The organism is Dokdonella ginsengisoli, from assembly GCF_042652785.1.
GTDB classification, from domain to species: domain Bacteria; phylum Pseudomonadota; class Gammaproteobacteria; order Xanthomonadales; family Rhodanobacteraceae; genus Dokdonella_A; species Dokdonella_A ginsengisoli.
In genome coordinates this window covers 1-14,497 of sequence record NZ_JBHSHD010000013.1, presented here as the reverse complement: position 1 = coordinate 14,497, position 14,497 = coordinate 1, and the positions used below count along the sequence as shown (strand labels likewise).

The following is a 14,497-nucleotide window of genomic DNA, read 5'->3' as shown; positions in this document are numbered from 1 at the left end:
AGAACTTTTACATAGTTGGCGGACTTCGTAGACTGTGTGAAAGCGGTTGCGCCAAAGCCCCTCCCGGATCCCCACTTTGGTTCACTCACGGCCGTGCGGCGGCGTATGGATGCTGCTGCAGTGCGACCTTACTTGCGATTGCGTCGGAGATTTGAAGATGAAGAAGTTGGTTCACGTAAACGCGCTGGCCGCCGCCGTCGGGGTGGCCTTGCTGGGTATCGGCCTGTCCCCGGCGGTGTCCGCGGCGCAGCCGGGCTTCGAAGCGGCGACTTCGACCGCGACCGAAGTCAGCAGCATCGGCCAGTACATCATCACCTTCGCCGAGCCCGGCCTGCTCCACTACGGTGGCGGCGTGCAGGGACTCAGCGCGACGGCGCCCAAGACGCTCGGCGCGCGCAAGCTCGATGCGCAGTCGCCGGCGGCCAGGGCCTACGCTTCCTACCTCGGCGGCCAGCGTGCGGCGCACGTGACCGAGATCGAGAGCCGCCTCGGCCGGCCGCTCGACATCACCCACAGTTACGGCGTGATCCGCAACGGCATCGCGGCGAGCCTGAGTCCGAGCGAGCTGGCGAAGGTCGCCGCGACCCCGGGCGTGGCCTCGGTGCGCGCGGTCAAGGTCTACACCCCGGAAACCTATCGCGGTCCGAAGTTCATCGGTGCCGACACGCTGTGGAACGGCACGAACGTTCCCGGCGGCGCGAATGCGCTGGGTACTGGCGTCAAGATCGGCGTCATCGACACCGGCACGAACAGCACGCATCCGTCGTTCGCGAATGACGAGACCTGCGGCTTCAGCGCGGCCAATCCGAAGCTGCACGCATTCGACTGCAACCAGAGTTCGGCCGGCGCCTGTACCGGCACCAATCCGGAAGCCCCGGTGGGCGCCGACGACGTCCTCGGCCACGGCGTGCACACCTCCAGCACGGCCGGCGGCAACTTCGTCGACAACACCGCCAATCCCGCTCCGGACCTGCCGGACGGCGTGAAGATGTCCGGCGTGGCTCCGTGCGCGACGGTCTATTCCTACAAGGTCGCCAATGCGACCGGCGGTCTGCCCGACAGCGCGATCAACGCCGCGATCGAGGCGATCGTCACCGACGGCGTCGACGTCGCCAACTTCTCGATCGGTCCGACCTGCGGCGGCGGTTCGCCGTGGAACGACAGCGATCGCGACTTCCTCGAAGCGATCAACAACGACATCTTCGTCGCCGCCTCGGCCGGCAACACGCGTGCGGCCTGCACCAGTCCGGTCGGTCGCGTCTCGCACACCGGTCCGTGGATGACCACGGTCGCCGCCTCGACCCAGGACCAGACCATCGGCCAGGGCACGTTCGAGGTGACCGGCCCCGATCCGGTGCCGGCGCTGATCCAGAGCTTCGGCGGCACGATGGGCAGCACCACGGATCTGGACCAGGTCGAGAACCTGACCGGCTATCCGCTGCGCACCTATCCGACCAACATCGCCGGCTGCACCGATACGGGTGGCTTCCCGGCCAACTACTTCCAGGGCGCGATCGCGGTGATCCGCCGCGGTGCGACGCCGCCGGCGACGACGGCTTGCGCGTTCACGGAGAAGATCAACAACGCGGCCGCCGCCGGCGCGGTGATGGTCGTCGTCGCGAACAACAAGAACGACGTGCAGGGCATGGACACCACTGGCGCCACGCTGGCGTCGTTCAAGATCAACGATCTGGCCACCTCCGACGCGCTCATCGACTTCGTCAACGCCAACAACGGCAGCGAGCCGGATCCGGACGTGATCTTCGCCAACGGCTTCGACACGGTCGTGCCGAACGGTGCGGTCGCCGACTTCACCAAGGGCACCTCGCTGGTCACGGTGCAGGGTGACGTGCTCGGCGCCTTCAGCTTCCGCGGCCCGACCTCCGGCGCGGTCGCCGACCTGACCAAGCCCGACATCACCGGCCCCGGCGTCAACATCTACGCCGCCGGCCGTCCGCAGGACAACAACTACATGTTCATGGGCGGCACCTCGATGTCGAGTCCGCACGTGGCCGGCGCCGCCGCGCTGATCCGCGAGATCCATCCGGACTGGACGGTGGCGGAAGTGAAGTCCGCGCTGATGACGACGGCGTTCCAGACCGGCTTCCAGGAAGACGGCATCACGCCGTGGACGGTCGACCAGGTCGGCAGCGGCCGCGCCGATCTGACCAAGGCGGCCAAGGCCGGCCTGACGCTCGACGAGACCTACCAGCGCTTCGTCGACGCCAATCCGAGCGGCGGCACCGTCGCGCTGAAGGACCTCAACATCCCGTCGGTCCGCAACGCGAACTGCCAGACGAGCTGCACCTGGACGCGCACGGTCAAGAACCAGCTCTCCACCGCGGGCAGCTGGAACGCGACCGCGACCGGCACCGGCTTCGGCCTGACCGTTTCTCCGGCGACCTTCAACCTGGCCCCGGGCCAGACGCAGGAGCTGACGATCACCGCGAACCTGACCAGCGCCCTGCCGGTGGTTTCGTTCGGCCAGGTCAACCTGGTCGAGGCGAGCGGACAGTCGCCGGATCAGCACATCACGGCCGCGGTCAAGGGCTCGACGGATGCCGGCGGTGGTACCGACCTGCAGATCGACACCTTCACCGGTGGAAGCTTCAATCTGCTCGGCAGCGGCGATGCCAGTCCGCCGCTGCAGTTCCTGTGGCTCAACCGCTTCACGCCGACCGCCGCCAGCTATCCGTTCACGCTGACCTCGCTGGAGACGGTCTTCGGAAGCCAGACGGACAGCGGTTCGGACGGCGCCGTGATGGGTGAGCTGTTCGACTACTACGTGTTCCAGGACAACGATTCCGATCCGTCCAACGGCGCGACGCTGGTGGGCAAGGCGGAGAACGTGGCGGTCACCGTGCTGGACGACATGCAGACGATCACGCTGCCGGCTCCGGGCATCACGCTGAACGGTCCGGGCGACGTGCTGATCGCGATCGTCAACCGCGGCCGCCAGGGTCATTACCCGGCCAGTGCGGATGCCGGTCCGGATCAGCAGCGCTCGTGGATCAGTGCGATCAACGCCATCACGGCGGGTGATCCGAACCTGGCCACGCTGCAGCTGACGCCGGTGACCGACGTCGTCCCGACGTTCACCTTCAACTGGATCATCCGCGGCCACGGCACCACGCCGGACGGACGGCCGGTCAACCTGCAGTAATCCGCTATCGTCAGGCTGTTTCGACGAGCCGGCGCGGGGTTTCCCGCGCCGGCTTTTTTATTGGCGCCGGTTCGTCGGCGCCGATGCGGCAGGCCGCGCCGGCCGGGCGGCAGGTTCGGGTCCGGCCGGGAGGGCGGGCGCCCGGGGAGCTTTTGCAGGCATGTAAGGGCGGTGCTATAACGCCCGGACGGGGTCCTGCTTCATCGTCATTTTTGCCGCGAACGGATCGTGCGCACGTCGGGTGCGTGCGCCTCGTTCTTTCCGCTGTTCACGATGAAATCTCTGGAGATCGCCATGGGGAAGAAGTCGCTTCACATCAAGACACTCGCCGCGTCGATAGGTCTCGCGCTCGCCGGCGCCGTTCTGCCGCTGCCGGCCTCGGCGGCGGGTTCCTCGCAAAAGGCCGCCAGCGCCGAGCACGCTTCCGCGCGCCATGCCTACGTCGTCCGCTTCGAAGAGAGCGGCCTGCTGCACTATCGCGGAGAGGTCGCCGGTCTCGCAGCCACCGCGCCGGGCGCGAACGGCGGCCGCAAGCTCGACGTGAGCTCGAGCGCCGCGATCGCCTACCAGGCGCACTTGGCCGGCCGTCGCGATGCGCATCTGGCGTCGATCGGGCAGGCGCTGGGCCGCGCAGCGGCGCCGACGCACAGCTACGCGATCACGATGAATGCCGTCGCGCTCGAGCTGACGACGAGGGAGGCGACGAAGGTCGCCGGCCTGCCCGGCGTGCGCAGCGTGGTGCGCGCGCGTGACCGGCAGCTCGACACCTACCGCGGGCCGGAATTCATCGGCGCGCCGACGATCTGGGACGGCACCAACGTGCCCGGCGGCACCGGCACGCGCGGTTTCGGCGTCGTCGTCGGCGTCATCGACACCGGTGCGAACACCGGCCATCCGTCCTTCGCCGACGACGCAGCCTGCGGCTTCAGCGGCAGCAACCACAAGCAGATCAGCGCGGTGGACTGTTCGACCACCGACGGCGGCGGCACCTGCAACGGTCCCAATCCGGAAGCCAACGACGGCAACGGCCACGGCGTGCACACCGCCAGCACCGCGGCCGGCAACACGGTCACCGCCTCGGCCGTGCCGCCGCCGACGCTGCCGCCGGACGCGAGCTTCATGTCCGGCGTCGCGCCCTGCGCGAGCCTGCGCACGTACAAGGTCTGCGAGACCAACACCTGCGGCGACACCGCGATCTTCGCCGGCATCGAGAACGCGATCGCCGACGGCGTCGACGTCATCAACTATTCGATCTCCGGCGGCCAGAGCCCGTGGGAGACCGGCGAGAGCGACCGCCAGTTCCTCGACGCGCTGCAGGCGGACATCTTCGTCGCCGCTTCGGCGGGCAACACGCGCGCGACCACGCCCGATCCGGTCGGACAGGTCAACCACCTCGGCCCGTGGGTGACCACGGTCGCGGCCTCGACGCACAACCGCAACGTCGCCGCCGACGGCGAGCTGTCGGTCACCGGCCCCGGCACGCCGCCGGCGCAGCTGCAGAACATCACGCTGACGCCCGGTTCCGGCCCGGATCCGGGCGCTTCGGTCAGCGGGCTGGAGATCCGCAGCTTCGCCGACAACATCTCCGGCTGCACGGCGACCGGCGGATTCCCGGCCAACTATTTCGACGGCGCGATCGCGCTGATCGAGCGCGGCGGCTGCAACTTCTCCGAGAAGGTGCAGAACGCCGACGACGCCGGCGCGGAAGTCGCCATCGTCTACAACAACACCACCGGCGGCATCAGCATGAACGTCGGCGCGGCGACGCTGCCCGCCTACAGCATCCTGCAGAGCGAAGGCCAGGCGATCATCGCCTTCATGAATTCGGCCGGCTCCGATCCGGACCGCATCTTCCAGGACGGCTTCGACGGTGCGATCGCGCCCGAGCCGGTGGTCAGCGACTTCACCGCCGGCGTGCTGCGCGGCGACGTGCTCGGCGGCTTCAGCCTGCGCGGCCCGAGCCAGCTGGTGACGGTGACCAAGCCGGACATCACCGGCCCCGGTGTGAACATCTACGCTGCCGTCGATGACGCGTCCGGCAGCTACGGCTTCCTCAGCGGCACCTCGATGTCGTCGCCGCACCTGGCCGGTGCCGGCGCGCTGCTGCGCGCGGCGCAGCCGGGCTGGACGCCGCCGGAAGTGAAGTCGGCGATGATGCTGACCGCGGTCACCGACGGCTTCAAGGAAGACGTGACCACGCCGTGGGACGCGGACGACGTCGGCAGCGGCCGCATCGACCTGACCAAGGCGGCGAAGGCCGGCTTCGTCATGAACGAGACCTACGCCAACTTCCTCGCCGCCGATCCGGCGTCCTCGGGCGATCCGAAGACGCTGAACATCCCGAGCATGCGCGACATGAGCTGCGTGGATTCGTGCAGCTGGACGCGCACGCTGCGCGGCACGCTGAGCCAGCCGTCGAGCTGGACGGTCACGTTCAACAACCCGCCCGGCGTGACGCTGTCGGCGGACACGACCAGCTTCGCCCTCGACGGCTCGGGCACCGACACGCAGGCGATCACCATCACCGCGACGCCGACCGCCGAGCTCACCGCCGTCACGTTCGCCGAGGTCGTGTTCACCGAGGCCAACGGCCTGGCGCCGGCCGCGCACATGTACGTCGCGATCAAGGGTTCGGGCTCGGGCGGCGGCGACATCGTCGACAGCGGCGAGATCAACCTGGCGATTCCGGCCACGTTCGACGGCCTGTACCTGAACTGGGTGACCGGCACTTCGGCCGATCCCAACGTCAACCTGTACGACGTCGACGAGGACGATCCGGCCAACGGTCTGCACTTCTACTGGCCGAACAACGCCGCCGGCGAGGGCGGCGTGGGCAACGTCGATTCGTACGACGTGCTGGCCTCGGGCGCGACGATCGGGGCGTCTTCGACCTTCATCGCCGTCGGCGGCACCGCCGATACCTCGAACTGGCAGTCCGGTGCGGACGGGTATCTGGGCTTCCGCTTCGTCTGCGACGCGCCGGGCGGGTTCTGCTACGGCTACGCGCACCTGACCACGACCGCGCCGGAAGGCTTCCCGGCGACGATCGTGCGTTACTGGTACAACTCGGCCGGCGATCCGATCACGATCCCGTAACCGCATCGCGGCAGCGATTGCAGAGGCGGGGGAAACCCCGCCTCTTTTTTTTTGCCTGCGCGAGGGGGCGGGCGCTGCGCCGGCAGCGCCGCGGCTCAGCACTCGATGACGTTCACCGCCAGGCCGCCGCGGCTGGTTTCCTTGTACTTGTCCTTCATGTCGCGGCCGGTCTCGCGCATCGTCTTGATGACCTTGTCGAGCGAGACGCGGTGCTTGCCGTCGCTGCGCATCGCCATGCGCTGCGCGTTGATCGCCTTGACCGAGCCCATCGCGTTGCGCTCGATGCACGGGATCTGCACCAGGCCGCCGATCGGGTCGCAGGTCAGGCCGAGGTTGTGCTCCATGCCGATCTCGGCCGCGTTCTCGACCTGGTAGATGCTGCCGCCGAGCGCGGCGGCGAGCCCGCCGGCGGCCATCGAGCAAGCCACGCCGACCTCGCCCTGGCAGCCGACCTCGGCGCCGGAGATCGAGGCGTTCTCCTTGTAGAGGATGCCGATCGCGCCGGCGGTGAGCAGGAACTCGATCACGCCTTCCTCGTTGGCCTTCGGGCAGAAGCGCTCGTAGTAGTGCAGCACGGCCGGCACGATGCCGGCGGCGCCGTTGGTCGGCGCGGTCACCACGCGGCCGCCGGCCGCGTTCTCCTCGTTGACGGCGAGCGCGTACAGGTTGACCCAGTCCAGGATCGTCAGCGGGTCGCGCAGCGAAGCTTCCGGCATCTCGCGCAGTTCGCGCGCCATCGACGGCGCGCGGCGCTGCACGTGCAGGCCGCCGGGCAGGGTGCCGGTCTCGCGGATGCCGCGTGCGACACAGTTCTGCATCGCCTTCCAGATCGTCAGCAGGCCGCTGCGGATGTCCGCCTCGCTGCGCCAGCACCGTTCGTTGGCGAGCATGACCTGCGCGATCGTCTTACTGGTGCTCTCGCAGATCGCCAGCAGCTCGTCGCCGGAGTGGAACGGGTGCGGCAGCGGCGTGGTGTCGGCGACGATGCGGTCGTCGGCGGCCTCGTCGGTGTTGACGACGAAGCCGCCGCCGACCGAGTAGTAGTCGCGCGTGGCGATCAGCTCGCCGTCCGCGGCATAGGCGCTGAAGCGCATGCCGTTGGAGTGGTAGGGCAGGCGCTGGCGCTTGTTGAAGATCAGGTCCTTCTTTTCGTCGAACGCGATCTCGTGGCGGCCGAGCAGGCGGATGCGTTTCTCGCCGCGGATGCGCTTGAGCGTGGCGGGAATCGAGTCCGGATCGATCGTGTCGGGCTGCGCGCCCTCCAGGCCGCACAGCACCGCCTTGTCGGTGCCGTGCCCGCGCCCGGTCAGCGCCAGCGAGCCGAACAGCTCGCACTGCACGCGCGCGACGCGTTCGAGCGCGTCGTCCTGCGCCAGCCAGCGTTCGCAGAACCGCGCGGCCGCGCGCATCGGCCCGACCGTGTGCGACGACGAAGGACCGATGCCGATCTTGAACAGGTCGAACACGCTGACGGCCATGAACAGGAAACCTCGATAGCGGAGCGGACGGCCGTGGCCGCCGCGGGAAGGAAGACCGCTATTCTAAGGGTTTGCCGGAGACCGACCGCCATGCGGCTGATTCTTTTCCAGCGCGACGACTGTCCCTTGTGCGACCAGGCGCTGGCCGTGCTCGCGGCGGCGCGTGCGCCGGACTTCGACACGCGCTGGATCGACGACGACGCCGAGCTCGAGGCGCGCTACGGCGCGCGCGTGCCGGTGCTGCGCGACGACGGCGACGGGCGCGAGCTCGGCTGGCCGTTCGACGCCGCGGCCGTGCGCGCGTTCGTCGAACGCGCCGGCTGAAGCGCCGTTCCGCTTCCCGCGCACGGCGGAAAGCGGAGCGAAGGATCAGCGCCGCGCCTGCGCCGCGCGGCGCAGGCCGGCGAACGCCAGTCCCAGGCCGAGCAGCAGCAGACCGGGGGCCGCCGGGCCCGGCACCGGCGCCGGTTCGGCGGCGGCGCCTTCGATGCGGAACGCCGTCGCGTCGCCGGCCGTCGCGGTGGCCGGATCGTCGGTCCCGGCGGTCGCTTCGTTGCTGCCGTCCGCGTCCGCGTCGTAGCGGATCGTGCCCTGGTTGACGACCTGGCCGCTCGCGCCGGCGGCGATCGTCGCCTGGATGGTGATCGTCACGCTGCCGCCGGAGGCGATCGCGCCGTTCCAGCGCACCGTATTGGTGCCCGCGTCCGCGACCACGGCGCCGCTGTCGGCGCTGGCCGAGACCAGCGACAGCGCCACCGGCAGCGCGTCGACGAATTCGTCCCCGGCGTTGTCGGCCTGCGCGCCACCCGTGTTGGTCAGCACGATCGTGTAGGTCACCGCACCGCCTTCGACGAAGTCGCCGGCGACGGTCTTGCGGCCGCCGACCGCGGCACCGGCCGGTGCGGCTTCGACGGTGGTGCTGTCGCTGGCGCTGTTGTCGGCCGGGTTCGGATCGGTGGCATCGGCCGGCACCGCGACCTGCGCGGTGTTGGTGATCACGGTGCCCGCGGCGACGCTCGCGTCGACCGTGCAGGTTGCGCTGAACGTGGCGCTGGCGCCGGCTGGCAGGTCCACGTTCGCGGCGATGTCGCCGCTGCCGGAAGCCGGGCAGCTCGCGCCGCCGCTGCCGGCGCAGGTCCAGGCCGGCGCCGTGCACCCGGCCGGGAAGACGTCGCTGACCGTGGCACCGCTGACCGCGCTCGGGCCGGCGTTGGCGACGACGATCGTGTAGGTCGAACCGGTGCCGGCCTGCACGGTGGCGACGCCGTCGGTCTTGCTGATCGACAGGTCGGCGAGGGCGCCGAGCGTGAACGTCGTCGGATCGCCGGGCGCCGCGGTCGACGGGTCGTCGGTGACGCCGGTCGACTCGTTCGTACCGTTGCCGTCCGCGTCGTAGGCGAACGTGCCCTGGTTGCCGATCGAGCCGCTCGCGCTCGCCGCGACGGTCGCCTGGATCGTGATCGTCACGCTGGCGCCGGAGGCGAGCGGGCCGTTCCAGGTCACCGTGCTGGCGCCGACGTTCGCGACCGCCGTGCCGCTGCTCGCGGTGGCCGAGACCAGGGTCAGCGAGGCCGGCAGCACGTCGGTGAATTCGTCGCCGGGATTGTCGCCCTGTGCGCCGCCGCCGTTGGCCAGCACGATCGTGTAGGTGACGTTGCCGTTCGGCAGGAACGAGCCGCCGACGGCCTTGGTGGCGGTCACCAGCGAGGGCACGATCACCGTGTCGGTGTCGGTAGCGCTGTTGTCGGCGGGCTGGGTCTCGACGGTGCCGGGCGGGGCGGTGATCGACGCGACGTTGCTGATCGAGCCGATGGCACCGGCGCCGACCGTGCAGGTCGCGGCATAGGCGACGCCGGCGCCGACCGGCAGGTCGACCGCATCGCCGATGCTGCCCGAGCCCGACGCCGTGCAGGTGCCGCCGCCGGAACCGGCGCAGGTCCAGGTGCAGGTCAGTCCGGGCGGGAACGCGTCCGTCACGGTGGCGCCGGCGACCGCGAACGGTCCGGCGTTGGAGGCCACGATCGCGTACGTGGTGGTGCCGCCGGCGAGCACGCTGGCCACGCCGTCGCTGTTGGTGATGGACAGGTCCGCGGTCGCAATCACCGCGAAGACGGTCGGATCGTTCGCCGCCCCGGTGGCGGGATCGTCGGTCAGCGCGTCGCTCTCGTTGCTGCCGTTGCCGTCGCCGTCGTAGCGGATCGATCCCTGGTTGGCGATGTTTCCGCTCGCCCCGGCGCCGATCGTCGCCGTGACGGTCAGGGTGACGCTGCCGCTGGCCGGAATCGTGCCGTTCCAGGTCACCGTGTTGGCGCCGATGTTCGCGTTCGCGGTGCCGCTGGTGGCGGCCGCCGAAACCAGGCTCAGCTGCGGCGGCAGCACGTCGGTGAATTCGTCGCCGGGATTGTCGCCCTGCGCGCCGCCGCTGTTGTTGAGGGTGACCGTGTAGGTGACGGTGCTGCCGATCGTGAACGCGCCGGCCACGGTCTTGGTGCCGCCGACCTGGGCCGGAACCAGCACGGTGTCGGTGTCGATGGCGCTGTTGTTGGCCGGCGCGGGATCGGTCACTCCGGCCGGAGCGGCGACGGTGGCGGTGTTGGCGAGCGTGCCGCTCGCCGCGGCGGACACCGCGCAGCTCGCCGTGTGCGTGACGCTGCCGCCGGCAGGCAGGTTCACCGTGTCGGCGATGTTGCCCGAACCCGCTGCGGTGCAGGTGCCGCCGCCGGCGCCGACGCAGGTCCAGGTGCAGGTGAGGGCGGCCGGGAACGTGTCGGCGACCGTCGCGCCGGGCGCGTTGCTCGGGCCGGCGTTCGAGGTGGTGATCGTGTAGGTCGTGGCCGAGCCGGCGACCACGCTGGTCACGCCGTCCGTCTTGGTGATCGACAGGTCAGCCTGCGCGTTCAGCGTGTCGGTGTCGGTGGCCGAATTGTTGGCCGGAACCGGATCGACGACCGGCGAGGTCACCGTGGCCGTGTTCGACAGCGAACCGCTCGCCGCCGCGCTGATCGCGCACGAGGCGGTGTAGGTGACGCTGCCGCCGGCGGGCAGGTTCACCGCGTCGGCGATGTTGCCCGAACCCGCCGCGGTGCAGGTGCCGCCGCCGGCGCCGACGCAGGTCCAGGTGCAGGTGAGGGCGGCCGGGAACGTGTCGGCGACGGTCGCGCCGCTGGCGACGTCGGGGCCGGCGTTCGAGGCGGTGATCGTGTAGGTGGCGCTGCCGCCGGGCGTCGCTTCCGTCACGCCGTCGGTCTTGGTGATCGAGAGGTCGGCGCTGACCGCGCGGCAGGCGGTGACGCTGAAGTCGTCGATCGCGACGCCGGCGCGCTGCACGGTGGTATCGGTGACCAGGCGCACCGCGAACTCGGCGTTCTGGCCCGCCAGCGCATCGGCGCGCGCGACGACCTGGCCCCAGCCGGCGGCTTCCTGGATCGTGGTGACGGGATTGCCGACGTTGTCGACCATGTCCGCGCCGAGGTGCTGGAACAGGCGCACGGCGTTCGCCGGCGCGCCGGCCTGGCGCAGGTCGACCGAGAAGGTGTCGAACTGCGCGCTCTCGACCTGGAATTTCTGCGCCCAGCGCACGACGACCGGCGGCGAAAAGCCGGTGAGATCGATGCCCGGCGACAACAGCTCCTCGTCGGCGCTCGCCTCGTAGGTGTTGTCCAGGTCGGTCTTCCAGCAGTTCGAGCCGCTGGCGCAGTCGGCGATCGGCGGAAACGTCGGCAGGCCCAGTTCCCACTCGTCCTGCGTGCCGGAGTGCGTGAAGCCCGCGGCGCCCGACTCGAAGTCGGTCGAGACGACGGTCGTCTCGAGGAAGCCCGGCGCGCAGGTCGGAGGCGGCGGCGGTTCGCACACGCGCAGGCTCCAGCTGTTGAGCGTGCCGCCGTCGCCGGCGGCGTCGTCGCGTAGCGTCAATGTCCAGGTGCCGCCGGCCGGCTGGCCGTCGAACCACGACAGGCGATAGTTGAGTTCCGGCGCCAGGCGCAGGCCCTGCGTGACGGTGAACAGGCTCGGGATGGCGCCTTCGTCGTCGAAGATCGCGTCCATCGTGGTCTGCGCGCCGACCGTGACCGAGCCGATGTCGCTGAACAGGCCGACCGTGTTGCCGCTCGGCGAGGTCAGCTGCACGTCCATGTCGGCCATGAAGTTGTGCGTCATGTTGATCGCGACGTCGAGATCCTCGATGCGCGGATTGCCCGGTATCACCATCGTCGAGCTGACGATGCCCGGGCCGTCCGGAATCGTGACCGGTACGTTGGTCGACGTGTAGGTCGTGCAGTTCACGCCTTCGTTCACCTGCGGGAACACGGTGACGCTCAGGTGATAGGTGCCGAACGTCGTGCCGCCGGCCGGCACGCCGACCAGCACGCCGTAGGTGCCGGGGTTCTTGACCGACAGGAAGAACGCTTCCGAATCGGGCGTCGCGGCGCCGGCATCGTTGGCGACGAGTATCTGCGGCGGCGTGCCGAACGTGCCGAGTCCGGCCTGCGCGTTCCACTCGATGGTGTCGCGTTCGGGATCGAGATCGACGCTGACGAAGACGGTGTCGCCGGCGTTGAGGTTCAGCGTGTAGAAATCGGCGTCGGTCGTCGCCGACGTCGAACCGGAAACCCAGTTGCCGCCCGGCATCGGCTGGCCCGGGAAGGTGTCGTTCGGTTCGGCTTCCGGTGTGGGCGCCCCGCTGCGCAGCTGGAAGAACAGGCGGTAGGGGCGCAGTTGCGTGGCGGCGGTGTTGTGCCGGACGAGCAGGTAGTAGGTGCCGTCCGCCGGCAGGGTCGCGCCGGCGATGCTCGACGAGGTCGCGCCGAAGGTGCCGTCGTCGACGTCGGTTTCGATGACGGTGGTGCCGTCGGAGGCGATCAGCTGGAGCACCGAATCCACGTTCGCGTTCGAGCTGAGGCTGGTCATCGTCGCGGCATAGACGCGATCGCCGGCGGCGCCGGTGAACGACCAGTAGTCGACGTCGCCGGCGCCGAAGATGTTGCCTTCGCGCGCGGCCGACGCGCCGCCGAGCGGCGTCGCGGTCGCCGGCGTGTCGTTTGGTTCCACTTCGGGCGGATACTGGTTCGACGTCGCGGCCTGCGGCGTCGCCGCGCGCGACAACGACCAGGCGCCGCTGCCGCTCTTGGCGGGCAGGTGCGAGGCTCCTTTCGGATCGATCCGCGCTTCCGTCGCCGCTTCGTAGCGCGCGGGATCGGGAGCCGCCGCGCCGGCGGCGCCGGCGAGCAGGGTCGTCAGGAACGCGGCCGCCAGCAGGCCACCGCGCATACCGTTCGCGAGTCGCATGATTTTTCCCCCTGTTCCCCGTTGCGAGGCGATTCGACAGGAATGCGCCGTGCTCGGCGCGGCCGTTCCGCCCAGCGGCCGCTTCGTACACTATGTCACATTTTATTGAATTCCGCCTGCGCGCACGCACCGGTCGGGGCGGCGGCTCCGCGCGGCGGAAATTTCGCGCCGCCGGCCTTCGCGCACCGCGGGGACGGCCCGTCCGCTGCGGCTTGCAGTCGGCGGCGCAGCGCGCTACATAGTTCTTTCCGCCTCATCGCGACTCGCAGCGAGAGCGCCATGCGTATCGGAATCCTTCCCCTGATCCTGAGTGCCAGCCTCATGACCGCTACCCACGCGCAAGAAGCTCCCCGCACCCCGGCCACGAACTCGCCGGAACGCCAGGCGATCCTGAAACCGGCCGTGGCCGACGTGGTCGGCGCGCTCGGCAAGCCGGCCCAGCTCGACGTGTCGAGCCTGCGCGTTTCCGGCGAATGGGCGTTCGTCTACGCGTCGATCCAGACGCCGGGCGGCCAGCCGATCGAATACGCGGACACGCCGTTCGCCGAGGCGGCGGAAGCGGGCATGAAATCGAACGTCTACGCCGCGCTCCTGCGCGGCCAGTCGACGCAGTGGAAGCTCGTCACGAGCGTGGTCGGACCGACCGACATGGCCTGGGCGCCGTGGGCGGCGCAATACGGCGCTCCCGAGGCGATCTTCGAGGTTCCGTAGTCCCGGCCTGCATCGCGCCGCGCGCCGCCGGTGCGCGGCGCGGACGAAGCAGCGGTAACAAAGAAGCAGCGGCAACAAAAAGGGCGGCCAGAGGCCGCCCTTCTTGCATTGCGGACGCAAGACCGCTTACGGCGGGGTCAGATACCACGCACCGCCGTAGGGCTTGCCGTAGCTGACCTGCTGCGTGCCGTCCTTGTTGATGTTGTTGGAGCCGATCAGCGTGATGTCGCCGTTCTTGTTGCTGGCGACCAGCTCGACGTGACCGCCGTTGTTGACGATGGCGACGTCACCCGGCTTCGCGTGCGCCGCATCGACGACCTTCCAGCCGCGATCCTTGAGGATCTGGCCGATCGAACCCTCGACGCCGCGACCGGTCTTGCTCGAGCCGGAAACCAGGTCGGTGTGCTTGTCGAGCACGCCGGCCTTCTGCAGCACCGCCGAGACGAAATTCGCGCAGCAGATGTTGCTGGGCACGTTCGGATTCATCGGCAGGTCGCCGCTGCGCTTGAGTTCGGACGCGTTGCGGCCGAGGAACTGCTTGGCGATGTCGGCGGCCTTGTTGCCGCTGGCGCCGGAGGTGCCCTGCGGGCCGTCCACGCCGCCGCTGCCCTGCGGCTTGGACGGCGAAGCGCCGCCGCCCGGGATGTGCACGGTCTGTCCCGGGTAGATCAGGTTCGGGTTCTTGATCTGCGGATTGGCTGCGATCAGCGAGGACAGCGAGACGCCGTTCTGCGCGGCGATGCCGCTGAGCGTGTCGCCGCTGCGC

At 69.8% G+C, this 14,497-nt stretch carries 7 protein-coding genes; 4 read left to right on the top strand and 3 right to left on the bottom strand.

What is annotated here, in order from left to right; all coding sequences use genetic code 11:
* Positions 1 to 157 precede the first annotated feature (157 nt).
* Together ACFO6Q_RS16760 and ACFO6Q_RS16755 are read left to right on the top strand one after the other, a co-directional pair.
* A complete protein-coding gene (locus ACFO6Q_RS16760; RefSeq protein WP_380022263.1) occupies positions 158 to 3,163 on the top strand; it encodes a S8 family serine peptidase in 3,006 nt (1,001 codons plus the stop codon).
* A 294-nt stretch (positions 3,164 to 3,457) separates the two neighbouring features.
* The gene (locus ACFO6Q_RS16755; RefSeq protein WP_380022262.1) at positions 3,458 to 6,259 is read left to right on the top strand and encodes a S8 family serine peptidase; all 2,802 of its coding nucleotides are present in this window, start codon (positions 3,458 to 3,460) and stop codon (positions 6,257 to 6,259) included.
* 95 nt (positions 6,260 to 6,354) lie between these two features.
* On the opposite strand, the gene ACFO6Q_RS16750 is transcribed toward ACFO6Q_RS16755, so the two are convergent.
* A complete protein-coding gene (locus tag ACFO6Q_RS16750) occupies positions 6,355 to 7,737 on the bottom strand; it encodes an L-serine ammonia-lyase (RefSeq protein WP_380022261.1) in 1,383 nt (460 codons plus the stop codon).
* Positions 7,738 to 7,827: 90 nt separating this feature from the next.
* On the opposite strand from ACFO6Q_RS16750, the gene ACFO6Q_RS16745 reads away from it, so the two are divergent.
* The gene (locus ACFO6Q_RS16745) at positions 7,828 to 8,061 is read left to right on the top strand and encodes a glutaredoxin family protein (protein ID WP_380022260.1); all 234 of its coding nucleotides are present in this window, start codon (positions 7,828 to 7,830) and stop codon (positions 8,059 to 8,061) included.
* A gap of 45 nt (positions 8,062 to 8,106) precedes the next feature.
* On the opposite strand, the gene ACFO6Q_RS16740 is transcribed toward ACFO6Q_RS16745, so the two are convergent.
* A complete protein-coding gene (locus ACFO6Q_RS16740; RefSeq protein WP_380022259.1) occupies positions 8,107 to 13,020 on the bottom strand; it encodes a proprotein convertase P-domain-containing protein in 4,914 nt (1,637 codons plus the stop codon).
* A 321-nt stretch (positions 13,021 to 13,341) separates the two neighbouring features.
* Here ACFO6Q_RS16740 and ACFO6Q_RS16735 point away from each other — a divergent pair, with 321 nt between their 5' ends.
* Complete coding sequence (locus ACFO6Q_RS16735) at positions 13,342 to 13,731, top strand: hypothetical protein (protein WP_380022258.1); 390 nt, start codon at positions 13,342 to 13,344, stop codon at positions 13,729 to 13,731.
* A gap of 126 nt (positions 13,732 to 13,857) precedes the next feature.
* Here ACFO6Q_RS16735 and ACFO6Q_RS16730 read toward each other — a convergent pair.
* The coding region (locus tag ACFO6Q_RS16730) for a LysM peptidoglycan-binding domain-containing protein (protein WP_380022257.1) at positions 13,858 to 14,497 on the bottom strand (640 nt) is incomplete at its 5' end.

What these genes read in the sequence shown, in the direction of transcription:
- ACFO6Q_RS16735 (WP_380022258.1), top strand. Translation starts at nt 13,342, where the DNA reads ATGACCGCTACCCACGCGCAAGAAGCTCCCCGCACCCCGGCCACGAAC.
- ACFO6Q_RS16755 (WP_380022262.1), top strand. Translation starts at nt 3,458, where the DNA reads ATGGGGAAGAAGTCGCTTCACATCAAGACACTCGCCGCGTCGATAGGT.
- ACFO6Q_RS16750 (WP_380022261.1), bottom strand. Translation starts at nt 7,737, where the DNA reads ATGGCCGTCAGCGTGTTCGACCTGTTCAAGATCGGCATCGGTCCTTCG.
- ACFO6Q_RS16740 (WP_380022259.1), bottom strand. Translation starts at nt 13,020, where the DNA reads ATGCGACTCGCGAACGGTATGCGCGGTGGCCTGCTGGCGGCCGCGTTC.
- ACFO6Q_RS16760 (WP_380022263.1), top strand. Translation starts at nt 158, where the DNA reads ATGAAGAAGTTGGTTCACGTAAACGCGCTGGCCGCCGCCGTCGGGGTG.
- ACFO6Q_RS16745 (WP_380022260.1), top strand. Translation starts at nt 7,828, where the DNA reads ATGCGGCTGATTCTTTTCCAGCGCGACGACTGTCCCTTGTGCGACCAG.